At 62.0% G+C, this 23,818-nt stretch carries 20 protein-coding genes; 4 read left to right on the top strand and 16 right to left on the bottom strand.

Going from position 1 to position 23,818, the window contains the following annotated elements:
- Positions 1 to 11 precede the first annotated feature (11 nt).
- Positions 12 to 569, bottom strand: a complete 558-nt coding sequence (gene rsmD / locus K3758_RS01655) for a 16S rRNA (guanine(966)-N(2))-methyltransferase RsmD (RefSeq protein WP_259947143.1) — start codon at positions 567 to 569, stop codon at positions 12 to 14.
- Positions 566 to 1,771, bottom strand: a complete 1,206-nt coding sequence (locus K3758_RS01650) for an NAD(P)/FAD-dependent oxidoreductase (protein WP_259947142.1) — start codon at positions 1,769 to 1,771, stop codon at positions 566 to 568. The genes rsmD and K3758_RS01650 overlap by 4 nt, the downstream gene beginning before the upstream one ends.
- An 88-nt stretch (positions 1,772 to 1,859) precedes the next feature.
- Here K3758_RS01650 and K3758_RS01645 point away from each other — a divergent pair, with 88 nt between their 5' ends.
- Positions 1,860 to 2,348 carry a peroxiredoxin gene (locus K3758_RS01645; RefSeq protein ID WP_067628957.1) on the top strand — a complete coding sequence of 163 codons (489 nt, stop codon included), beginning with the start codon at positions 1,860 to 1,862 and terminating at the stop codon, positions 2,346 to 2,348.
- Between the two features lie 76 nt (positions 2,349 to 2,424).
- On the opposite strand, the gene K3758_RS01640 is transcribed toward K3758_RS01645, so the two are convergent.
- The 8 genes from K3758_RS01640 to K3758_RS01605 form a co-directional block, all read right to left on the bottom strand.
- Complete coding sequence (locus K3758_RS01640) at positions 2,425 to 3,270, bottom strand: mechanosensitive ion channel family protein (protein ID WP_132444086.1); 846 nt, start codon at positions 3,268 to 3,270, stop codon at positions 2,425 to 2,427.
- 12 nt (positions 3,271 to 3,282) lie between these two features.
- A complete protein-coding gene (locus K3758_RS01635; protein WP_067628953.1) occupies positions 3,283 to 3,591 on the bottom strand; it encodes a 4a-hydroxytetrahydrobiopterin dehydratase in 309 nt (102 codons plus the stop codon).
- Complete coding sequence (locus K3758_RS01630; RefSeq protein ID WP_259947134.1) at positions 3,588 to 4,775, bottom strand: GNAT family N-acetyltransferase; 1,188 nt, start codon at positions 4,773 to 4,775, stop codon at positions 3,588 to 3,590. Before K3758_RS01630 ends, K3758_RS01635 begins: the two co-directional genes overlap by 4 nt.
- 48 nt (positions 4,776 to 4,823) lie before the next feature.
- Positions 4,824 to 5,585, bottom strand: coding sequence for a glycerophosphodiester phosphodiesterase family protein (locus tag K3758_RS01625; protein WP_259947133.1), 762 nt, complete (start codon positions 5,583 to 5,585; stop codon positions 4,824 to 4,826).
- Entirely contained in the window at positions 5,582 to 6,040 is a 459-nt protein-coding gene (locus K3758_RS01620; RefSeq protein WP_259947131.1) for a RidA family protein, read from the bottom strand. The genes K3758_RS01625 and K3758_RS01620 overlap by 4 nt, the downstream gene beginning before the upstream one ends.
- A 91-nt stretch (positions 6,041 to 6,131) precedes the next feature.
- On the bottom strand, positions 6,132 to 7,442 hold the full coding sequence (locus K3758_RS01615; protein ID WP_259947130.1) for an HlyD family type I secretion periplasmic adaptor subunit: 1,311 nt from the start codon (positions 7,440 to 7,442) through the stop codon (positions 6,132 to 6,134).
- Positions 7,439 to 9,175, bottom strand: a complete 1,737-nt coding sequence (locus tag K3758_RS01610) for a type I secretion system permease/ATPase (protein ID WP_259947129.1) — start codon at positions 9,173 to 9,175, stop codon at positions 7,439 to 7,441. Before K3758_RS01610 ends, K3758_RS01615 begins: the two co-directional genes overlap by 4 nt.
- Before the next feature lie 115 nt (positions 9,176 to 9,290).
- Entirely contained in the window at positions 9,291 to 11,546 is a 2,256-nt protein-coding gene (locus K3758_RS01605) for a transglycosylase domain-containing protein (RefSeq protein WP_259947127.1), read from the bottom strand.
- 271 nt (positions 11,547 to 11,817) lie between these two features.
- Between K3758_RS01605 and amt the strand changes: the two genes are divergently transcribed.
- Positions 11,818 to 13,125: an ammonium transporter gene (gene amt, locus K3758_RS01600; protein WP_259947125.1), complete on the top strand. Its 1,308-nt coding sequence runs from the start codon at positions 11,818 to 11,820 to the stop codon at positions 13,123 to 13,125.
- A gap of 59 nt (positions 13,126 to 13,184) precedes the next feature.
- Here amt and K3758_RS01595 read toward each other — a convergent pair whose 3' ends face one another.
- The 5 genes from K3758_RS01595 to K3758_RS01575 form a co-directional block, all read right to left on the bottom strand.
- Entirely contained in the window at positions 13,185 to 14,909 is a 1,725-nt protein-coding gene (locus K3758_RS01595; protein ID WP_259947123.1) for a histidine kinase N-terminal 7TM domain-containing protein, read from the bottom strand.
- A 200-nt stretch (positions 14,910 to 15,109) separates the two neighbouring features.
- A complete protein-coding gene (locus K3758_RS01590; protein WP_259947122.1) occupies positions 15,110 to 16,291 on the bottom strand; it encodes an amino acid aminotransferase in 1,182 nt (393 codons plus the stop codon).
- Positions 16,292 to 16,324: 33 nt separating this feature from the next.
- The gene (gene sseA / locus K3758_RS01585; protein ID WP_259947119.1) at positions 16,325 to 17,179 is read right to left on the bottom strand and encodes a 3-mercaptopyruvate sulfurtransferase; all 855 of its coding nucleotides are present in this window, start codon (positions 17,177 to 17,179) and stop codon (positions 16,325 to 16,327) included.
- 260 nt (positions 17,180 to 17,439) lie between these two features.
- A complete protein-coding gene (gene smpB / locus K3758_RS01580; RefSeq protein ID WP_067266812.1) occupies positions 17,440 to 17,928 on the bottom strand; it encodes an SsrA-binding protein SmpB in 489 nt (162 codons plus the stop codon).
- Positions 17,929 to 17,975: 47 nt separating this feature from the next.
- Positions 17,976 to 18,794 (bottom strand): sulfotransferase family protein, encoded by an 819-nt coding sequence (locus K3758_RS01575; RefSeq protein WP_259947118.1) that lies wholly within the window; start codon positions 18,792 to 18,794, stop codon positions 17,976 to 17,978.
- 169 nt (positions 18,795 to 18,963) lie between these two features.
- Between K3758_RS01575 and K3758_RS01570 the strand changes: the two genes are divergently transcribed.
- Both K3758_RS01570 and K3758_RS01565 read left to right on the top strand, forming a co-directional pair.
- A complete protein-coding gene (locus K3758_RS01570) occupies positions 18,964 to 20,541 on the top strand; it encodes a beta-1,6-N-acetylglucosaminyltransferase (protein WP_259947116.1) in 1,578 nt (525 codons plus the stop codon).
- A 109-nt stretch (positions 20,542 to 20,650) separates the two neighbouring features.
- Complete coding sequence (locus K3758_RS01565) at positions 20,651 to 21,163, top strand: PepSY domain-containing protein (protein ID WP_259947115.1); 513 nt, start codon at positions 20,651 to 20,653, stop codon at positions 21,161 to 21,163.
- A 113-nt stretch (positions 21,164 to 21,276) separates the two neighbouring features.
- Here the strand turns inward: K3758_RS01565 and K3758_RS01560 are convergent, their stop codons facing one another.
- Positions 21,277 to 23,787: a cation:proton antiporter gene (locus K3758_RS01560; protein ID WP_259947114.1), complete on the bottom strand. Its 2,511-nt coding sequence runs from the start codon at positions 23,785 to 23,787 to the stop codon at positions 21,277 to 21,279.
- Between the last annotated feature and the right edge of the window lie 31 nt (positions 23,788 to 23,818).

The following is a 23,818-nucleotide window of genomic DNA, read 5'->3' as shown; positions in this document are numbered from 1 at the left end:
GCAAAAAGCCGTTAGCTTACAGCCCTTTGCAGCAGCGTCACATGGGTATCGCCGTATTTGCGCTTGTCGATACGCGCGAATCCCTCGGGTGCATGCATGGGCGCGCTTTCCTCCCAAACGATCATCGCGCCGGGTGCAAGCCAGCCGCCTTCGGCAGCCGCAACAAGCGCCTTTTGCCCCATGGATTTGCCGTAGGGCGGGTCAAGGAAGGCCAGATCGAAAGGGTCCTGCGCGCAGGACCCCAGCCGCGTCGCGTCATTGCGCAGCAGCCGCGTTTCCGCCTCAGCCTCTAGTTTGCGCATGTTCTCCCCGATCAACTGCTGGCCTGTCCGGCCATTCTCAACGAAGCAGACAGACACAGCACCGCGCGACAGGGCCTCGAACCCAAGCGCGCCGGTGCCTGCGAACAGGTCCAACACCCGCGCGCCCTCGATCACATCGTGATGGGTCAACATCGAAAAAAGGCTCTCGCGCACCCGGTCGGAGGTCGGTCGCAGATGCGCCTCGGCGTCGCCCTTGCCAAGCGCGGCAAGCGGTCGGCCACGGTATTTCCCGGCGATGATCCTCATGGTTTCAGCAATGCCTTTAGGTCCGTCTGAGGGTCCGCGACCCGTGCCGGGTCTGGCGATTTTCCCGCTTCGATCAGCCGTTTGCCCACCATATAGCCGCGCGGATCGTTCGCGGCATCGACGGCCAGCAATGTTTCGCCAAGGTAGTACCAGAACGACGCGCTGCCTTCGCCAAGGCGGCTGACCACGCGGTCATAGCCTGCGTTCAGCCCGGCGATTTGCAGTTTCACGTCATATTGGTCCGACCAGAACCACGGCTTGGCGATGTATTCCTTGCCCCCGCCGAGGATATTTTCAGCGACCACCTCGGCCTGATCGATGGCATTGGGCACGCTTTCCAACCGGATACGCCCGCCGCGATAGGGGAAAGAGGTGCAATCCCCCGCCGCCCAGACGCCCGGCACAGTTGTGCGGCCCTGCGCGTCGACCTTGATGCCGTTGTCGATCTCGATCGCTGCTGCCTTGGCCAGCGCGATGTCGGGCTCGATGCCCACGCCGGTGATGACGAAATCGGCGGCAATCTCTGTCCCATCGCTTAGCCGTGCGCCGGTAACGTGGCCTTCGCCCAACAGCCGCTCCAGCCCCACGCCTTCGCGCAGGGTCACGCCGTGGCCTTCATGCAGGGCGCGGAAATAATCACTGGTCTCGGGCGCTGCGACGCGCTGCAGAATGCGGTCGGCCATTTCCACCAGCGTGACCTCAAGCCCCAGCTTGGCCGCGACCGCCGCGGCTTCCAGCCCGATGTAACCACCACCGACGATCAGAACCTTCGCGCCCTTCACAAAACGCGGCGCCATGGCATCCACATCAGCCAGATCGCGCACGGTAAAGACGCCCTCCAGATCCCCGCCAATCGCCGCCGGTAGCCGACGCGGGAGGGAGCCGGTCGCGAGCACCAGTTCGTCATAGGCGACCTCGCCCTCGGTCGTGCTCAGAACACGCGCCTCGGGGTCAATCGCGGTCACGCGGCAATCGGTTTTCAGCGTGATCCCTTGGTCGGCATAGAAAGCCTCGGGCCGTAGAAACAGCCGCTCCAGTGTCATATCGCCAAGCAGATACCCTTTAGACAGAGGCGGGCGTTGGTAGGGCGGGCAAGGCTCGGCCCCGATCAGGATGATCTTGCCCTCAAACCCGCCATTGCGCAGTTTGGCCACGCAAGAGGCCCCCGCCTGCCCGGCTCCGATCACCACAACATGCTGCATCTGCCACCCCCCGATTGATCTGGTCTCAGTCGCGGTCAAAGCCTATATCTGGCCCCAAGACAACCGCAATGACAGGAGAGGCTATCCCATGACGATTTCTCAAGGTTCGACGCTGCCGGACGCGAAACTGGTTCAGATGGGCGCGGATGGGCCCGAGCCGGTGCAGATGGCTGACAAGCTCAAGGGCCGCAAAGTGGTGATCTTTGCCGTGCCGGGTGCGTTCACGCCCACCTGCCACTCTGCCCATGTGCCGAGCTTCGTGCGCACCAAAGATCAGTTCGACGCCAAAGGCGTGGATGAGGTGATCTGCGTCTCCTGCAACGACCCGTTCGTGATGAAAGCTTGGGGCGAAGCGACCGGCGCGAGTGAGGCCGGGATCACCATGCTGGCCGACGCCAGCAGCGAATTTACCCGCGCCATCGGCATGGAGTTCGACGCCGAAGGTGCCGGGCTGGTCGGCCGGTCCAAACGCTATGCGATGCTCGTCGAAGACGGCAAGGTAACACTGTGGCAGCCCGAGGAAAGCCCCGGCACCTGCGAGATTTCCGGCGGCGAAGCACTGCTGGACAATATGTAAAACACGAACGCCCGGCCAGATTGGCCGGGCGTTTTACTGATAGGGGTGCCCCGCGAAGGGCCGCAGACGCGAAAGCCTATTCCGCAGCCTGCACGATGGTGCGTGTGGGGAACGGAATATCCACCCCGCCTTCATCCAACGCCTCTTTGACCTTGCGGGTCATATCGGCCTTGAAGGCAAAATAATCCCCCGCGCTGCACCAGACCCGCACAAGGAAATCGACCGAACTGTCGTTGAGATTGTTCACCTGAATGAAGGGCTCAGGATCGGCATGGGCGCGTTCATCCGCCATGATCGTGCTGCGAATGATCTCTTCGGCGGTCTTGAGGTTCGCGCCATAGCCCACGCCAAAGGTCCATTCCGCGCGGCGGGTCGGGTTGACGGAATAGTTGGTGATGACATTGCCCCAAACTTCAGAGTTCGGCACGATGACCTGCACATTGCTGAGGTCGGCCAGCACCGTATAGTTCAGGTTGATCTGTTTGACCGTGCCCATCTCGCCCGCGATCACCACGAAATCGCCGATCTTGATCGGACGAAAGAGGATAAGCATGACCCCGGCGGCCACGTTCGACAGGGTGCCCTGCAGGGCCAGACCAATCGCCAGACCCGCCGCACCGATGACTGCCACGACCGAGGTCGTCTTGACCCCGAAAGTGTTGAGCACGAACAAAACGGTAAAGCCCAGCACCACATAGCGCACGATGGAAGCCAGAAATTCGAACAGCATCTCGTCGAGGTGCTTGTTCCGCTTGCCAAGGTTTTCGACACGGTGTTGCAGCCAACTTGAGATGACCCACCCCAGCAACAGGATCACAATCGCGCCGATCACCGACCCTGCCGCGCTGGCAAGGAACTCCAGTGTCAGCAGATCGGCAATCGTCTTGCCCTGCCACAGTTCCGTTTCAAACAAATCTTGCATCCGGTCTCTCCGTCAGTCTTTCCCGGCCCCAAAGAGACCATCCATCTTGCGCGCCAATTTCGCGTCGAGCGAGCTTAGCCCATCCACGTCATGGGTGATCAACGTCACCTCCACGCGGTTGTAAACATTGCTCCATTCGGGATGGTGATTCCACTTTTCCGCCCAAATAGCCACCCTTGTCATCCAGCCAAAGGCGTCGGCGAAATCCTTGAACTTGAACGTCTTGTGGATCGCATCCCGGCTTTCGACCATTTCCCAGCCGGTATTGAACAGCGGTTGCAGCAGCGTCTTGCGGGTTTCGATGCTTAATCTCTCGGTCATTCTTGTTCCTCGATCGTCGCTTTTTTGAAGGGGCCGTAATCGGTCAGCACGCTGATCTCTTCGTCCACGGCGTCGCGTTCGGCCTGCAGATACTCCCCCACGGCAGAGGCAAAGCCCGGATCCCGCATCCAATGCAGCGACCATGTGGGGGACGGCAGATAGCCCCGCGCGAGCTTGTGTTCGCCCTGCGCGCCCGCTTCGACACGGGAAAGCCCATGGGCAATGGCGAAATCCATGGCGCGATAATAGCACAGTTCGAAATGCAAAAAGGGATGATGTTCGGTACAGCCCCAGTAGCGGCCAAAGAGCGTTTCTGCCCCGATGAAGTTCAGCGCCCCGGCAACCCAACGCCCGTCACGTTCGGCCAGCACCAGCGCGATATCGTCGCGCAGGCTTTCTTGCGCGTGGTCAAAGAATTCCCGCGTGAGGTAGGGCGAACCCCATTTCCGCGCGCCGGTGTCTTGGTAGAACTGCCAAAAGGCATCCCAATGCTCGGGCGCGATCTGGTCGCCGGTGAAGGTGTGGATCGTGCCGCCAAAATCCTGCGCCTGTGCGCGTTCTTTGCGGATGTTCTTGCGCTTGCGCGAAGACAGGCTGGCGAGGAAACCGTCGAAATCCGCATAGTCGCGGTTGTGCCAGTGAAACTGCTGACTTTTGCGGCTCATCAGGCCCAGTGCTTCGGCCCGGGCGACCTCCTGCTCGGTGCAAAAGGTCACATGGAGCGACGACAGCGCGTTATTATCGGTCAGCTGTACCGCGCCTTGAACCAGCGCGGCGGTGCCCGCCTCTTCAAACTCGGGCCGCACCAAAAAGCGCCGCCCGGTGGCGGGGGTGTGGGGCACGGCGATCTGCAGTTTGGGGTAATACCGCCCGCCCGCGCGCTCATAGGCATGGGCCCAGTTGTGGTCGAAGATATATTCGCCTTGGCTGTGCGATTTGGCATACATCGGCGCCACGGCGATCACTTGGCCTGTAATCCGCGCCACCAGATACTGCGGCTGCCAGCCTGTGCCGGGGCCGACCGATCCGCTCTGCTCTAGCGCCGACAGGAAACGATAGGTTGTGAACGGGTCGCGCGGACGGCCCCCGCCCGCGGCCTCGGGACAGGCGCAGGCGTCCCAGTCCTTTTGGCCGATCTGTGCCAGTTCTGGCACCACGGTAATCTCGATTTCCTGCGCGTTCATCTGAGCCTTGCCTGCCTTGCGTCCTATGTGTGGCCTCGGCCTCGCAGATCAAGAGCGCGGGCGCGGCAGATACCCTTCAAAGGTCACGTTCTGCGCCACCTGACGCGCGATGTCTTCCTCAGCTTGGCTGCGGATCGTCCAACAGAGCACCGCCGCCCCGTCGGCCTTTAGCTCAGCCACACGCGGGCGGTTCAGGTCATCGGCCTCATGGCTGATGAAACAAGAGCCGGTGTCGGCATAATCGGGTATGCCGCGCAGCCGATCGCAGGTGGCTGCGGGCAGCGGCCATTCATCGGGGCGGTAGGCGCTGGTGGTCAGCCCGCGCGGCACGTCGGGTAAAAGACGGGCAAGTGCGCGGACCGAATGCGGATTGAACGACATGACCGCCAAATCGCCCCGGTAGCGGCCAAGCAGTTCGGCGGCGGCGGTCTCAAGCGGGCCCACGTCCGGCCCCATGGCGCCGTCTTGATCCTTGAACTCCACCAAAAGCGGCACGCGCCCGGCGATGAGGTCGAGGATTTCCTCAAGCGTTGGAATCCCCTCGTCGCCCCCCTTTAGCGGGATGGCCGCAAGGGCGCTTGCCTCACGCAGCCGGACCGCGCCGCGCTCTGGTGTCAGCCGTTCCAAGGCATAGTCATGGAACACCATCGCCTTGTTATCGGCGCTGAGTTGCAGATCAATCTCGATCCCGACACCCGCATCGACAGCCGCCCGCACGGCGGCGCGGCTGTTCTCGGGCCGCCCGGCAGAGAGGTCATGCAGCGCGCGATGCGCCAGCGGAATGTCCAGAAAGGCGGCGGGAAGGGTCATTCGATCTCGAAAATGCCTTCGATTTCGACGGCGACACCCAGTGGCAGCGATGCGGCAGAGACCGCCGAGCGGGCGTGATGGCCCGCCTCGCCCAAAGCCTCGACCATGAAGTCAGAGGCCCCGTTGATGACCTTGGGCTGGTCGGGGAAATCGGCGGTGGAGTTCACGAAGCCCGTCAGTTTCACAACCCGTTTGAGACGGTCCAGATCGCCTCCGCAAGCAGCGCGGACCTGCGCCAAAAGGCTCAGCGCACAGCTGCGCGCGGCGGCGGCCCCGGCGTCGACATCCATACCGTCGCCCAAACGCCCGGTGATCAACCCATCCGGCCCGTTAGAGATTTGGCCCGACACATAGACGGTATTGCCGGTGACCACGAAGGGCACATAGTTCGCGGCCGGTGCGGGCGCGTCGGGCAGGGTGATGCCGAGATCGGCGAGACGGGCGGTCAGGGACATGACGGGCTTCCTTTGATTGCGGGTTCAAGCGGACGCTAACCGCCCTCCGCCCCGAGGAAAAGCCCCTTTGCCGCCCGCCCGGCGCGGCGCGTCAACTTTCGCGGAAAGCGCGCGCAAAATAGTCGGCCATCGGTTTCAGAAGATAGGCCATGGGAGAGCGTTCGCCGGTGCGGATAAACGCCTCAACCGGCATGCCGGGCAGCAGGATCGTGCCCTCTTCCAGCTTGTCGATCTCGCCGGGGTTAAGCGCGATCTCGGCCCGGTAATAGGTTTGCCCGGTCGTGTCGTCGTCAATGGAATCGGCAGAGACCTGCAAGACCTTCCCCACCAGTTCCGGCGTGGTGCGCTGGTTCAATGACGAAAGACGCAGATTGACCTCTTGGCCCACGGCGACCTGATCGATGTGGATGGTCTGGACCCGCGCGGCGATGATCAGCGGACGATCTTGCGGGACGAGGTACATCAAAGGCTCCGCCGCGCGCACGACCGATCGCGGGGTTTGGATCTGCATCCCATAGATCACCCCCGAGACCGGCGCGCGAATATCAAGCCGGTCAATCTCGGCCCTGAGCGCGCGGCGCTGTTCGGCCATCTCCAACTCGCGGTAGCGCAGGTCGCGCAACTGGGTGATCGCCTCCTCCCGCCCGGCGGAGCGCAGCTTGAGCCGCTCGATGTCAATCTCTGTCACCCGCTCTTGGGATTGCGCCTTTTGTGCCGACAACTCTCCGATCTGGCCACGCAGGCGGGCCTGTTCGCGCATCAGGGTCAGCACGGCAGAGGCCTGCGTGAGGCCACGGTCCAGCAGTGACTGCTGATTGCCCAACTCCTCCTCGATCAACTCCAGCTGGCGCGAAAGCGCGGCCTCTTGCGCATCGACCCCGCGGATTTGCGCGTTGATCTGCGCCCGGCGTTTGCCCAATTGCTCAAGCTCTTGGGCCACGCTGACGCGGCGCGCGTCAAACAGGTTGCGCTGGCCGTCTACCAGTTCCTGCACATCGGGATTTTCGGAGGCGGCGGTTCGCAACTCTTCGTCAAAGGTGACCGCCTCCACCTCATCGCGCTGCGCTTCCAGACGGCTGCGGCGGGCCATAAGCTCATAAAGCTGGCCCTCGACGATGGCCAATTGCGAGGTCAGCTGCTCTGCATCCAGTCGCAGCAAAGCGTCCCCGGCGGCGACACTGTCGCCCTCATCCACAAGGATTTCGGCCACCACACCACCGGTTTCATGCTGGACGATCTGCCGGTTGCGGTCGACTTCGATCCGGCCCGAAGCCACCACCGCCCCGGCGATTTGGCTGGTCACGGCCCAAGTCCCAAAACCGCCGAACAGCAAGATCAGCCCGAAGAACCCAAGGATCAGGGGCCGGGTTGCCGACCAGCGTTTGTCGTTGTGATTGCTCATACCACGCCCCCCGACCGCGGGGGGGCTTGCTGAATCTCGCGGTGATTTTGCACCATTCCGGCAAGCACCTCATCCTTGGGACCAAAGGCTTTGCGGATGCCGTTATCGAGCACCAGCAGCGTGTCACATTCCTGAATGGCCGCAGGACGATGCGCCATGATCAGCACCGACCGCCCGCTGGCCTTCATCTGCCGGATTGCGTGGTTCAGCGCCTGGGAACCGGTATTGTCGAGGTTCGAATTCGGCTCATCCAGGACCACAATCACCGGGTCATCATACAGCGCCCGCGCCAATCCGATGCGCTGCATCTGCCCCCCCGAAAGCCGCACCTGCCCCGCGCGAATGGGCGTGTCATAGCCTTGGGGGAATTCGAGGATCATCTCATGCGCCGCCGCCAATTTGGCGGCCTTGATCACTTTGGCATCGTCGGGGTCGGGGGACAGCCGGGCGATATTCTCGGCGATGGTGCCATCGAACAATTGGACGCGCTGCGGCAGGTATCCGATATGCCGCCCCAAGGTTTCGCTCCCGTAATGCTCAAGCGCGGCCCCATCCAGCCGGATCGACCCGCCCGCAGGCGGCCAGACCCCGGTGAGCGTGCGTGCCAGTGTCGACTTCCCCGCCCCCGACGGGCCGATCACCCCCACCGCCTGCCCCGGCTCGACGGTAAAATTGATCGACTTAAGCGCCGCCTGTTTCTCGCCCGGTGCCACCACGGTCAGCGCCTTGGCGACCAGCCGCGCTTTGGGCTGCGGCAGCGCGGTGCGCGGGGGTTCTTCGCTCACGGCGCCGAGAAGCTGCGCCAGATTGGCCCAACCGGACCGCCCCCGCTGCACCACCGGCCATTGGTTCAATGCCAGTTCGACCGGCGCCAGCGCCCGGCCCAGCAGGATCGAGCCTGCGATCATCGCGCCCGGCGTCATCTGGTTTTTCAAGACCAACCATGCGCCGAGCCCAAGCATGGCGGACTGCAGAAACAACCGCAGCGTCTTGGTCATCGCGGTGAACGTGCCGCCCACGTCGGTCGATTTGACCTGCTGTTCCAACGCCTGACCCCGGGCCTGTTGCCAGCGCGAGAATGCCGCGTCACGCATCCCCATCGCCTGCACCATCTCAGCCTCGACCCTGATCTGGTCCGACATTGCATTTGCCGCCTGCCCCGAGAGGTTTGCACGCGCTTGGCTTTCGCGCGACAGCAACTGGTTGGCAATGGTGATCACCACCAGCACCGCCGCGCCGCTCACCGCCAGCCACCCCAGCATCGGGTGGAACAGAAAGATCGCCGCGAAAAAGATCGGCGTCCAAGGGGCATCGAAGCCGGCCATCAGAACCGGCGATGTAATCAGCCGTTGCACGGCTTCAAGATCGGCAAGACCCGCGTTGGTCTTCACATCCGGGGCCACGGCGGATTTGCGCACCACCGCGTCGAACACCCGCCGGTCGAGATCGGATTGAAACCGCGCGCCCACCCGCGCCATGATCCGGCCGCGCGTGTAATCCAAGAGCCCCATCACCGCATAGAGAAAGACCACAAGAACCGAGAGGGCGATCAGCGTCTCTTCGGAGCCGGAGCCGAGCACCCGGTCATAGACCTGCAACATATACAGCGGACCGGTAAGCATGAGCATATTGGCGAATAGGCTGAACAAGGCCACAGCCCAATAAAGCCCACGGCTGCGCCCGCGCACGCGACGCAGTTCAGACAGCCCCCTGTTCACCACATCGCTTTGCATCAATCCCTTTCGAAGCTGCCCACACAAAACCCGGCGCGCTTCCCGCTTACGGGGAATTGATAATGATTTTGATAACCTAGTGCCATTTTTTTCTCGGGCCGGCGCCCCGACCGCCTTAGCGGTCGAGGAAACTGGGTGCAGGTGCGCTGGCGCCACTGCCGCTGCTGCCGCCGCCAAAGATGTCACGCAGAACGCGGTCGATCACATTGTCCGCGCCGCCACCCCCCTGATTGCCTCCGCCCTGCGGTTGCTGCGGCTGTGGTTGCGGTTCGGGCTGCGCTTCGCTCAGGTTGCTGGGCGGGGCGGGCGCCTGCATCGGCAACTCCTTGAGGGGCAGCCCGTCATGCACACGGCTCATGGTTTCGCGCCAAATCTCTGCAGGCAGGCCACCGCCTGTGACCCCGGTGAGCGGCGTGTTGTCATCATAGCCCATCCAGACCCCGGCCACATAATCCGCCGAAAAGCCGACGAACCAAGCGTCTTTGTTGGCCGAGGTCGTGCCGGTCTTGCCCGCCAGCTGACGGTCGCCAAACTGGGCGCGCTGGCCGGTCCCCTCCGAAATCACCTTCTCCATCATATAGACCAACTGGCGCGCGGCATCTTCTTGGATGACCCGTTCGTTGATACCGCCGCCGGTGCCCATCAGCGGCTCCGTTTCGCCCAAGAGGCGCAGATCGACCAGCCCGTAGGGGGTCACCGAAGAGCCGCCGTTCAGGATGCCCGCGTAGGCGCCCGTCATTTCAAGCAGGGTGCTTTCCGATGCGCCAAGTGCCAGCGCCGGGCCTGCGGCCAGATCGCTTTTGATGCCGAACTGCGTGGCGACCGCACTCACCGTCTCGCGGCCTACGCTTTCCGAAACTTTGACCGCCGGGATATTCAACGAGTCTTTCAGCGCGTCTGTCAGGGAGACCGGGCCTTTGAAGTTCTTGGTGTAGTTCTTGGGGCACCATTCACCCGAACCGGGGATATTAAGACAGTAGGGTTCGTCCACGATGATGTCTTCGGGCGAATAGCCCAGATCAAGCGCCGCGGCATAGATGAAGGGTTTGAACGCCGAACCGGTCTGGCGCATCGCCTGCGTGGCACGGTTGAAGGCGCCCGCGACCTTGGTCTTGCGCCCGCCGACCAGCGCCCGCACCGCCCCATCAGAAGACATCACCACGATGGCCGCCTGCGCTTTGGAGGTGTCGCGCACCTTGTTTTCAAAGACCCATTTCAGCCCCTCCTCTGCCGCGCGCTGAATGCGCTGATCGAGGGTGGTCTTGATGATGACATCTTCGGTGGTGTTGCGGGTAAAGAACTCCGGCCCCGAGGACATGACCCAATCGGCGAAATAGCCGCCAGCCTCGGCTTCTGCCGCCTCGGACAGTTGCGCGGGGTTGGCGATGGCCTCATCGGCCTCGGCTGCGGTCAGATAGCCTTGGTCTTCCATCAGGCGGATCACCGTGGCGGCACGGCTTTGCGAGCGATCCAGATTGTTGGTGGGCGATAGGGTTGTGGGCGCGGTCAAAAGACCGGCCAGCATCGCGCCCTCAGACGGCGAAAGCGCCGCGGCGGGCTTGCCGAAGAATCGCTGCGCCGCGGCCTCTGCGCCAAAGGCACCGCCGCCCATGTAGGCACGGTTCAGATAGATCGAAAGGATATCGCTCTTGGTGTATTTCAGCTCCATCGCGACGGCAAAAAGCGCTTCTTTGGCTTTGCGGCCCAAGGAAGAACGACGGCATTCCGCCTCATATTCCTTTTCCGTCATGCCGCTGCTGGGGTCATAGGGCTCGCCCAGACAAAGCAGTTTGGCCGTCTGCTGGGTGATGGTCGACCCGCCATGGCCTGAAAGCGGGCCACGCCCCTCGCTCAAGTTGATCCGCACCGCCGAGGCGATGCCCCGCGGGCTGACGCCGAGATGGTTGTAGAATCGCTTGTCTTCGGTGGCGATGACCGCGTTTCGCAGATGTTTGGACACCGAGTCTGCCGAGACCACGCCGCCAAACTGGTCGCCGCGCCAGGCAAAGACCTCTCCCTCCCGGTCGAGCATGGTGACAGAGCCGCGCGCGCGGCCATCTAACAGCGCTTCGAGCGGCGGAATGGTGGTATAGATATAGCCGACAGCCAAGGCGAGAACGAGGAAGGCCACAAGGCTCACGCGCCACGTGATCGTCCAGATCAAACGCCAAATCCAACGGGCCAAGCCCGCAAAGAAGCCAATGATTCCCCCGCGCCGGGGGCGTTTGGTGCGCGCCGCCTTGCGGCGGGCCGGTGCGGCCTTGCGCGTGGCCAGTTTGGCCCGCGCAGAGGTCTTAGGCTTGGGTTTGGCCTTGCCCGGATACCGCCTGTCGGCGACCAGAGGGCGTTTGCGCTTGTTCTTGTCAGTCATAAAATCGCCTGCTCGGCCCTATTTTTCGCCACTTTAGCCTGACTGCAGCGGTTTGTTTAGCGCTGCAAGGTCCAATCGGCGTCAAATGTCTGATTAATTTATAGGCAGATTCCAGCCAGCGCCCGCTTTTTAGGCAGCACTGCCAAGCAATGGCGCAAATATGGCAAGCAAACCTGTCCAAGAGCGCCCGATATCCGGTTTTCTCATGCTGCACGGGCAGCCGCCCGCTTCGGTAAGCACGCATTCGGACCCGCAGACAGGAAACGACCATATGAAACCCACCTTAATACTTCCCCTCGCAGCGGCGGTCATCGCCCTGCCCGGGCTGGCGCTGGCACAGGACGCGGAATACGCGACGCTGGCGGATACGACCTTCATCTTCAACACCCTGCTTTTCCTGATCGGCGGTTTCCTCGTCTTTTGGATGGCGGCGGGTTTCGCCATGCTGGAAGCCGGACTTGTCCGCTCCAAGAACGTCACAACGCAGTTGACCAAGAACATGGGCCTCTTTGCCATTGCGGCGGTCATGTATTGGCTGGTGGGCTACAACATCATGTACCCCGGTGACGGCAATTGGATCGTCGAAGGCATCTTTGGCACCTTCGCCACTAAAGACATCAAGACCGAGATTGACGCAGGCGGCTATTCCAACGCTTCCGACTTCTTCTTTCAGTTGATGTTCTGCGCCACCACCGCCTCCATCGTGTCCGGCGCGCTGGCCGAGCGGATCAAACTCTGGCCCTTCCTGATCTTCGTGGTCGTGCTAACCGGCTTCATCTACCCGATCGAAGCATCTTGGCAGTGGGGCGGCGGTTTCCTTTCCGCCATGGGCTTTAGCGACTTTGCCGGGTCGACCCTTGTGCACGCCGCTGGTGGCTTTGCCGCCCTCGCTGGTGCCATCGTACTGGGGCCACGTTTGGGCAAATACGGCAAGGATGGCCGCGTTGTGCCAATGCCGGGTTCCAACCTTGCGCTCGCCACTTTGGGCACGTTCATCCTGTGGATGGGCTGGTTCGGCTTTAACGGTGCGTCGCAGCTTGCCATGGGCACCATCGAAGATGTCGACGCCGTGGCGCAGATCTTTGCCAACACCAATATGGCCGCTGCCGCCGGTGCTGTTGCTGCGCTGATCCTGACACAGGTGATGTACAAAAAGGTCGACCTGACTATGGTGCTGAACGGCGCGCTGGCGGGCCTCGTCTCGATCACTGCCGGGCCGCTTGACCCGACATTGTTCGGCGCGCTTTGGATCGGTGCCGTGGGTGGTGTCATCGTGGTCTTCACCGTGCCCCTGCTCGACAAGTTCAAGATCGATGACGTGGTCGGCGCGATCCCGGTTCACCTGATCGCTGGCTTCTGGGGCACGCTGGTTGTGCCGGTCTATACCGAAGGCACATCCTTCGTCACACAGATCATCGGCTTTGCTGCGGTTGGCCTCTTCGTCTTCGTCGTCAGCTTCGTTGTCTGGCTGATCCTGAAAGCTGCCGGTGGCATCCGCGTCAGCGAAGAAGCCGAGATCACCGGTCTGGACATGTCCGAACTGGGGATGGAAGCCTATCCTGAATTCGCCAAGGGCTAAGCCCTAGCCACATCGCCAAGCAATTGACCGCCCGGCCAGCAATGGCCGGGCGGTTTACGTTAGGCCACCAAGGGTAAAGAAATCGTAAAGGTCGTGCCGAAACCCGGCGCGCTGACATAGCGGATGCTGCCGCCGTGCCGGTCCAGAATTTGCCGCGTGATATGCATCCCCAGACCGCTGCCATAAGCAGTTTTCGTGTCGGAGCCGTCAAGCTGCGAGAAAGGGGCAAAGACCTGCTCCTCCGCCCCCGGAGGAATGCCGCAGCCGCTGTCGCTTACCTGCACCAACGCCATGCCTTCGGCTTGCGCAAGACTGACTTCCACCAGTCCGCCGGGCAAAGAGAACTTCACCGCGTTCGAGAGCACATTGCCAAAGACCTGACCCAACCGCTCTGCATCCGCCTGCACGGTCAGGGGGGCATCAGACAACGCGCAGGTGAAACGGATATCCTTGTCGGGTTGCAGGCTTTCCGCGCGCGCCACAGCGCCCTGCACCAGCGGGCCAAGTGCCACAGATTGAAGGTCAATGCTGAACGCCGCGCTGCTCAAACTTTGCGTGTCGATCAAATCGTTAACCAGCGTCGTCAGCGTCTCGGAACTGTCTGTGGCCTTTCCAAGCAAACGGGCCTTTTGCGCATCGCTCAGCTTTGCGCCGCCCGTTGACAACAGACCTAGCGCGCCGTTGATCACCGTCAGCGGGGTCCGCAACTCATGGCTCACCGTGGCAAGGAACTGCGTCTGCATCTGCTCGGCGACGATCGCTTTTTGCGCCGCGATCTTTTGCACGGTCACATCCAAGAGCGCCACCGCCCAACCAACCTGCTTTTGCCCGACACCCAAGGAAATGGCATGGGCGCGCACGGCGAAATGGCGGTGGCCCAACTGGATATCGGTCACGTCCGGCAGGCTACCGTGGGCCGCGAGATGGCGAATGACCGGCCCCAGCTCTCCGAACTCGCTCAGCGGTGCTTCGGGCTCTGCGCCGCAGTGCAACAGATCGGCCGCAGCCGGGTTCGTCTCAATCGCAACCCCTGATGGGTCGACCACGAAAACCGGGTCAGTGCTGTTGTAGAACAACAGCTCCCGCGCGATCGCGTTGACATCGATCCAGCGGTTGTCAGCCACCAGCCAAACCACCAGCGTCAGCGAAAGCGCAAAGGAAAAGGGCGTCGGATCGGTGTGAAACAGCGTGATCCCGCCCAGAATATAGCCCAGATTGGCCACCATGGGGATCAGCGTCGCGGCGAAGAGCTTTAGGAAAAAGCTGCGTACCGCGGGGTTGGCCGTCCGTACGGCACGGCCCGCCACCACCGCCGCAGCCACGATGACCATGTAAAGATAGGCAATCGCGATGAAAAAGAGCGGGCCATGGTCAGATTGGACATAGGCCCCCTCTTCGCTCAAAAGCCACTTGGTTTCCGGCCCGTAGAATTTCTCATGCCAGCCGCTTGTCACCGCCGCGAGGGTGATCAGCGCAGGCGCAACCCCGGCGCAGAGCGGCACCAGATACCGCGGCACCTTGGCCCCGAGCGCATATTCGTAAAGGAAAAAGGCCCAGAAGGTCGGCAGCAGCACAAAGCCGATCCATGCCCAACGACTAACCCCAAAGGCACAGGCCGCCGTGGTGGCCGAAAGCTCGACCCCGACTGAAAGAAGCCACATGTCCATGGCCAAGATCGCCAGCAAGAACCAATGTTTGCCGGGCAGACTGCTGTGGCCACGCACCCAATAGCCCAAGACGGTGACAACCGATGCCGTCACAATCACGAGCTGTACGGCTGGCATGCCAACATCCAACCGAATGCATTGAAAAATTGATTCTAAAATTTGCCTGACCTTAAGTTTTCGCTCAAGGTACTCAATCCGGGCAATCCGACCAAGTTCTGTTTTAATGTAGACATTACGGGGGCATAGCGCCCAGTTATGTTATCAACGCTTGGGTCGGCAGGGTGTTCGGGCCGCGGCAGGCGCGGCCCGAAATAGCGTTAGATGCCTACGTCGATGATCGCGCGGGCCAGAATTGGCACGCTGTTTTGGTTCAACCCTGCGATGTTCATACGGCTGTCACCAACCATGTAGATGCCATGCTTTTCGCGCAGCGCTTCGACCTTGTCCGGGGTGGTGCCAAGGCGCGAGAACATGCCCCGGTGCTGAGCGAGGAACCCAAAGCGGTCCGACCCGGACAGGCGCTGCAATTCACCGGCGAGCTGCTCACGCAGGGCAAGCATGGCGTTGCGCACCTCTTCCAACTCGGCCTGCCAGTCGGCCTTGAGTGCGTCATCGGTCAGGATTGTCGAAACGATCCGCGCGCCGTGGTCGGGCGGGAAGCTGTAGTTCTGACGGTTGAGAAAGGCCAAGGTGGCTTGGTTCAGCCCTTGGGCCGCCTCGGAGGCCACCACCATCAGGATGCCGGTCCGTTCACGGTAGATGCCGAAATTCTTGGAGCAGCTTGCCGCGATCAGGCATTCGGGCACCGAAGACGCCACTTTGCGGGTCGCGGCGGCATCGGCTTCCAGCCCGTCGCCAAAGCCCTGATAGGCGATGTCGATCATCGGCACGGCACCGGTGCTTTGCAGCACTTCGATCACCGCGTCCCATTCGGCGCTGTTCAGGTTCGCGCCGGTTGGGTTGTGGCAGCAGCCGTGGAGCAGCACCACATCGCCCTTTTTGGCGGTCTTGAGGTCTTCGATCATCCCGTCGAAGTTCACGCCGCCGGTCGCGCTGTCGAAATAGCGGTAGTTGACCACTTCCATGCCCAGATAGGACAGGATCGACAGGTGGTTCGGCCATGTCGGGTCAGAGACGAAAACGCGCGCTTCGGGGTTGGCCATGCGCACCAGTTCAAACGCCTGACGCACCGCGCCGGTCCCGCCGGGGGTGGCGGCGGCGGCAATCGCACCGCGCGGCACGGCATCGCCCAGCACAAGCGCGGCCATCGCGTTGGTATAGGCCGGATCACCAGCCAAACCGGTGTAGACCTTGGTGTCTTGGTTTTCCCAGATGCGCTGCTCGGCGGCTTTGACGGCGCGCATCACCGGGGTGTTGCCGCTGGCGTCTTTGTAAACGCCGACGCCGAGGTCGATCTTCGTGTCACGCGGGTCTTCGCGGTAGGCCTGTACAAGGGCGAGGATCTTGTCAGCGGGTTGCGCCTTGAGCGTCTCGAACATGGGGTTCTCCGGTTGGAAGCTAACTAAAAAGGGTTAAGCCGCGCCGGTGGCGACGGGCACGGTGGGGAACATGCCCCACTCCGCCCAAGAGCCATCGTAGAGCGACCATTTGCGGTGGCCCACCCGCTCCAACGCCAGCGCCAGCACGGCGGCGGTGATGCCCGACCCGCAAGAGGTGATGACGGGTTTGGCAAGGTCCACGCCCGCCGCCTCGAAAATGGCGCGGGTTTGTTCGGGGGTTTTCATCGTCTTGTCGTCGTTCAGCAGCTCGGTAAAGGGCACATTGCGTGCGCCGGGGATATGGCCCGCGCGCAGCCCTTCGCGTGGCTCTGGCGCATCGCCGCGGAAGCGGGCGGCGGCGCGGGCGTCCACGATCTGCGGATCGCCGAGCTTGGAGGCATGGGCCACTTGGGTCACATCGCGCACCATCTGGTTCTGAAAGCGCACGGTCATGTGGCGGTCGCGCGGCACGGGCGGCATATCTTCGGTCTCGCGCCCCTCGGCCTGCCATTTGGGCAAACCACCATCGAGCACGGCGACATTCTCCTGCCCCATCAGGCGGAACAGCCACCAGACACGCGCCGCTGACATCAGCCCGGCGCCGTCATAGACCACCACCTGATGCCCATCACCCACGCCCATCGCGCGCAGGCGCGACATGAATTTTTCGATCGGCGGCGCCATATGCGGCAGGTCCGACCGCGCGTCCGAGATATCGTCAATGTCGAAAAAGCGCGCGCCGGGGATGTGGGCGGCGTCATACTCGGCCTTCGGATCGCGTCCGACGTCGGGCAGATACCACGAGGCATCAAGGATGCGCAGGTCCGGGTCTTTCAGGTGCTGAGCCAACCAGTCGGTTGAAACCAATGTCTTGGGATCGTCGGCCATCGGGGCCTCCTTCGTCGCGGGCGTTGCCCTTGACTATAACCGGTAGGGGATGCTGGCAAGTGGAAGGGGGCGGTGAGAGGTGTAAGGAGGGCCATCGCCTGCCCGTGGGGTGGCGATGCTACGGGCTGTTGGCACCACTTTATGGTTCAGCTTTGATGTGTGCCGTCAAGGAGGCGCCCGCCTCACCAAATCGCCAGCCCGCCGGTACGGGCAGGCGATGGCCCGGCGCCTGCGGCTTGATTCCGGGCCTGCCGTGCGTATCAGCCGTGATCCTTCAACAACCGCTGCTTCTGCCGCGACCAATCACGTTTCGCCGCCGTCTCGCGCTTGTCATGCAGTTTCTTACCCTTGGCCACACCGATCTTGATCTTGGCCATGCCGCGATGGTTGAAATACATCACCAGCGGCACCAGCGTCATGCCCTTGCGCTGCGTCGCGTTCCACAGGTCCGCCAATTGCTTGCGGCTGACCAGCAGCTTACGGCGGCGGCGTTCCTCATGCTGGAAGGTCTTGGCCTGCTTGTAGGGCGCCACATAGGAATTCACCAACCACAGCTCGCCATCCTCCACGGCGGCGTAACTCTCGGCGATATTCGCCCCGCCTTCGCGCAGAGATTTGACCTCGGACCCTTCAAGGATGATGCCGCATTCGATGTCTTCTTCGATAGCATAATCAAACCGCGCGCGGCGGTTTTCGGCGATCACCTTGTAGTTCGGATCGGATTTGGAGCTGGATTTGACCTGTGACATGCCAAAGCATGTAGAGCGCGACCCGCCCCGGTGCAAGATGCTGCCGCTCAGTCACCCAGTTTGGCGTGCACCTCATCAAGATCGATCTCACCCACAGGCAGCTTGTTCCCCGGATTGTCGAAGTCATATTTGAACAGATCAAAGTCGCGTTTGTAGATCTCGCGCATCAGATGCATCGACAGATCGTCAAAGTAATCCTCAACCGGATGCGCCCGCTTGGGCCCGTGGCCCTCGCTTTCGTTGAAACGCGGGATCGCCGCCAGATCAACCTTATGCGGCGTGTCCACGGCATCGAGCACCTTTTGCATGCCGCCGTTAAACTGCTCGGTCCAAAAGATATTGTCGTAGGTGCCGCCATTGATGATGAAGGTGCTGACATGACCCGACACCGCAGACCAGTGAATGTCTGGGTCCATCGGCCGCCGCCAACGGATGGTATCGCGCGCAAACAACAAGAAGCGCCGGAAGCTGGCGATCTGATCGAATTCCTGCTTGCCGTCATCGCCCCCCACGTCGATCCCGTATTTCTGCACCAGCAGCGGCACCAGATTGCCGCGATACCGTCGTCCATTGCGCTGGATGCCGCAAATCTTGTCAAAGAAGGACGACAGGATCCGCGTGTATGGGTTGCGCACGCAGGTAAAGGCATAGGACTTGCGCGCTGTTACATTATCGGTGATCGGCCCCTGCGATGCATCCAAGGCCCATTTGTGGATGCCTGCCTTGGCATCATGGATGTCTCCGTCAAAGAATTCGCCATGATCGGAATAAAACATGATCTGCCCGATGGTCGAACAGGCGCATTTGGGCACCACCCGGTACACCATGCTCTCGCTCTCCGTCATCCATGTTCCGGGAAAACCCATGCTCACTCGCCTCCTGCTGGCGCTGACTGTTTTAAGCAACAATCTGGCCTTCGCGCAAAAAAGCAAAGAAATGCTGTTTATTCAATCGGTCTTCACGATTAACTAGGTAAGTGATCCACGACAAAAGGCCGATGCAAGCGGGCCGCGACAAGGACATTCGGTATCCTGCATGGCGAAAATTGCCTATATCCTGCTGTGCCACAAGGATCCGGAGGCCGTTATCCGGCAGGCCGAGCGGCTGACCGCCGTGGGCGACTATATGGCGATCCACTTTGACGCTTCCGCCAGTGCCGAGGATTACGCCCAGATCACCGCCGCCCTTGGCGACAACCCCAGCGTCACCTTCCCGCGCAAACGCACCCGCTGCGGCTGGGGTGAATGGTCTTTGGTGCAGGCCACGCTGGATACGCTCACCGCCGCGCTGCAAAGCTTCCCCCGCGCCACGCATTTCTACCTGATGTCCGGCGATTGCATGGCGATCAAATCGGCAGAATACGCGCATCAGTTTCTTGATGAGAATGACACCGACTTCATCGAAAGCGTGGATTATTTCGACAGCGATTGGATCAAGACCGGCTGGAAAGAAGAGCGGCTGATCTATCGCCACTGGTTCAACGAACGCACACAGCGCAAGCGGTTCTACGCGATGTTCGAGGTTCAGAAACGCCTTGGCCTCACCCGCAAAATCCCCGCCGACCTTCAGGTGCAAATCGGCAGCCAATGGTGGTGCCTGCGCCGCCGCACCATCGAGGCGCTGATGGCATTCACCCATCGCCGACGCGACGTGATGCGCTTTTTCCGTAGCACATGGATCCCGGATGAGACCTTCTTTCAAACCCTCGTGCGCCACCTCGTCCCCGAGGCCGAAATCTCCAACCGCAGCCTGACCTTCCTGCTGTTCTCCGACTACGGCATGCCGGTCACATTCTACAACGATCACTACGATCTGCTGCTCGGTCAAAACCACCTCTTCGCGCGCAAAATCAGTCCCGAAGCGCTGGACCTCAAACGCCGCCTCGGCCTGCTCTATGCCGCCCAAGGGGTGCAATTTCAGATCAGCGACGAAGGCCGCAACCTATTCGACTTCCTCACCGCAAGGGGCCGCATCGGCCGCCGCTTCGCCCCCCGCTTTTGGGAGACCGAAGCCAGCCTTGGCCGCGAACGCGAACTGCTGATTATCCTCGCCAAGAAATGGCATGTCGCCAAACGGCTCGTCGGTCGGATACGTCAGGAAACCGGCCTCCCGGCGGTGGACTTCCTCTTCAACGAAGAAGACACCCCCCTACCCGATCTCGGCGGCATTCAAACCACGCTGGAAAAACGCACCCGCCACCGGCGCGCCTTGATGCGGATGCTCTATGACTACTACGACAGCAGGCGGCTGATCGTCTGCATTGATACGTCCAACCTCGACCTGCTGCGCGATTTCGCCTCAGATCGCGCACAGGTGCGCATGCTCGAAGTCGAATGCAAGCTGACAGATGCCTATCTCACCGGCCACGCCCTGCGCATCGGCCTGACCGGGGAACAGACCTCGCAGGAAAACCTCTCGCGCCTGCTGCCTACAATCCGGGGGAACATGCTGCATGAGGTCGACCAGATCCGTGACGCACAGTTTGAAAATTATACGCGCCTCTCTGAATACGCCGACACCGAAACGAACACGTCTGCCCTCGCGCGCTTTCTCAACGTGAGCGAGGACAAGGCCCGCGCAATCGCCCAGAGCGACAACCTCTTCGCGGATTAACGCGGGCCTCCCTGCCCCATGGAACACCCCGCTTTGCCAAGCGTTGAACCGAGAACGCCGTCGCCCAATAGGGGGCCGGCAAACCGCAACACATTTCATGAGGTTTCCTATGCCACATAAGTTCACCGCCCTTGCCGCATCTCTCCTGATCGCCCCCACTGCGCTCTTCGCCCAAGAGATCGCCCCAGAGGCCGAGCGCGTCAGCATGTCCCAAGCCATCAAAGCCGCACAAAGCAGCATCGACGGCGGCGTGCTGGAAGCCGAGATCGAAATCGAAGGCGACGCGCTGGTTTATGAAATTGACCTCGTCCGCGGCGAGGCTGTCTACGAAGTCACCGTCAACGCCGCCACCGGCGAGGTGATCTCGCAATCCGAAGAACAACTCACCAGCTTCCTCAGCGGCCTCTTCCAAGAAGATGAACTGCGCACCGCTGGCACCTCCCGCGATGTGCTGATGAAAGCGCTGGCCGAACTCGAAGGCCAAGACGGCACAAGGATCGAAGAACTCTCGCTCGACGATGAAGACGACCGCATGGTCTATGAGGTCGAACTGACCGACGCGACAGGCGAACGCGAGGTGCTGATTGATGCCTCCACCGGCGAAATCACCCAAGACGACTAACCTCACCCCAAGGTGCGGCCGCCCCTACCGGCCGCCCCCCCTATCTTCATCCTTTTTCAAATACCGCTGCGCAACACCGGCCCCAAACACCCCGTCCGCGATTGCCAAGCAGCCTATCCAGCCCCGCCCCCCGAAATCAAATCCACCGGATCGATGCCGCGCTTTTCTGCGCTGGCCCGCACCGCGTCGCGCAGCGCCGCACTCCGCTCCAGCAGGCGGCGAAAACGGTCTTCGTCCAACACCAAAAGCGTGGTCGGTGCGATGGCGCGAACGTCCACCCGGCGCACACGGTTCGTCAGGATCGCCATCTGGCCGAACATCTCCCCCCGACCCAATCGCCAAGTCTGACCTGCGCTTTCCAACTCGACCGCGCCCGAGGCGATGAAAAACACGCTGCGTGCAGGGCTTTCCTTGTGCAAAACCACATCGCCGATATCCACATAGCGGGTTTTGAGCACCCGACTGAGCCGTTTAAGCGCGCCCTCACCCAGATCCGTAAACAGCGGAAACTGTTCGATAAAAGCGCCGCGCCGCACGGCAAGGTCAAGGCCCGGACGCCCCTCTGCCGCCGTGCGCCGCGTGGCCAATTCCTGCATCAGCGCGGTATAGACCTCAGCCCCGAACAGCCCGTCTTCGCGCATCAACGTGTATTCGCGTTCTTCCAGCCGCAGCGCCGTGCGGCGGATGAAACGCCGCTCAAGTTCCTCGGCATAGCCCGGATACTGCAGCCGCAGCCCCTCTAACGCGGTTTCGATCCCTTCGATGCGGCGCGCCAGCAGATCGTGCAGCAATTCGGCCACCCGCCGCCCGTGAATCCGGCGAATACGCCCATCGATAAAGGTGCCCAGATCGCGCAGGATCAGCCGCTGCGACAGCAGCATTTCAAAGCGGTCCGCCGTCATCCGCGCCAAGGGCCCCGAAACGCCGTAACGCCCGTGCAGCACCGCCGCCGCGCGAAAGGTGCGCCCATAGGCCACGCTGCGCCGCGCCGCGCGCTGGTACCCGCTGCGGCCTTGGGTCCGCGCCCCTTCGATCAGCCGGTCCGCATCCGAGAGCACCAGATCCGCCATCCGGGCCGAGATCGTCCGCTCCCGCACCCGCGCGAGGATCGTGTCGCGCTCGTGCCCTGCCAGCGCGATGAGGCCAAGCGCGATGCGATCCCGGTCGAGGATATCGGTCGCTTCCTCCGCGGTCTTGACCGCTGTCTCAAGCCGTTCGCCAAACCGTTTCGCCTCGGAGCGCACGATGTCGCGGTTCAGATCGTAATTCTCGGTCGTTTGTGCCACGTCTTCGCGCACGGTCTGCAGGGCCACGGCGATGACCTGACGCGACAGCGCGTGATCGATGGGCGAGAGTTGATCGAGCCCCAACCGTCCGATGATCCAACGCAGCGTCGTACCCTGGGCCAGCAGGGTGAAAAGCGTGAAGCCGGTGGCCAAGATACCCACGATCCGCTGGATATCATCCGGCACCCGCACGCTTTCCGTCACCGCCAGCGCCAGCGCCAGAGTGACCGCCCCGCGCAAGCCCCCCCAAAGGATCGCCACCCGGTAGGGCCGCTCGACCGAGGGCGAAAGCTTGGCCGCGGTCAGCAGGGGCAGCAGCCCGAAAAGGATCACCGCGCGGGCGAAAATGGCGGCCACGACGACCACGGCAATGAGAACGAAATCCTCCAGCCGGACTTCCTCTAACAGCCGGGGGATCAGCAGTGCTGCAAGGATAAAGATGAGCGCTCCGGCCCAATGGGCCAGAACGTCCCAAAGTTCGCGCAGGTTGATCAGCGCCTGCGGTGGCAACCGCCCCGGTGCCGTGAGGTTCAGCGTCAGCCCCGCGGCCACCACGGCGATTACTCCCGAGGCGCCGACGCTTTGTTCGGCCACGATATAGGCCAGATAGGGCAGCGCGACCGAGATCGATTGCTGCGCCAGTTCATGCCGCGCGAACAGCGCCATGACCCAAACTGCGATCCGTGCGCCCAGCCAGCCCACCAGCGCCCCGCCCGCGATCAACATCGGAAATTGCGCAAGTGCGCTGCCCAGCTCCGGGTCAGGAATGCCCAGCATGACATAGCCCATGAACAGACCGAAAAGCGCGATGGCGGCGGCGTCGTTCAGCAGGCTTTCACCCTCAATGATCCGCGCCAGCCGCCGCGGGGCCGAGATCGAGCGAAAGATCGAGACCACCGCCGAGGGGTCCGTGGTCGAAACGATTGCCCCGATCAGCAGACAGGCCGCCAGCGGAATGGCACTGACCCAAAACAGCGCGTAGCCAATGCTAACGGTCGCCACCACCACGGCCACCACAGCCAGCACGAGAATGGGCACCCAGTCATCCACCATGCGCCGCAGGTTCATCCCCAGCGTCGCCTGAAACAAAAGCGTCGGCAGGAAGACATAGAGGAAGACGTTAGACCGGATCGGCAGCCCCAGAATGGCCGCCGCCATTGGATTCAGCGCATCCGTCAGATCGGTGCGCAGAAAAAAGATCGCCGACGCCCCGATGAGGATCCCCACGACCGCAAGGATCACGCTGAACGGCAGTTGCAACCGCGCGGCAAAGGGTTCGGCCAAGCCGATAACGACAAAGAGCGACGCAATGATTGTGGTGACGAGGATGATGTCCATATAGGATGGAATACCAGAATTCAGCTGAATG

The sequence above is a fragment of the Sulfitobacter sp. W002 genome (assembly GCF_025142135.1).
Lineage (GTDB): Bacteria > Pseudomonadota > Alphaproteobacteria > Rhodobacterales > Rhodobacteraceae > Sulfitobacter > Sulfitobacter profundi.
This window is presented reverse-complemented; position numbering and strand designations above follow the sequence as displayed.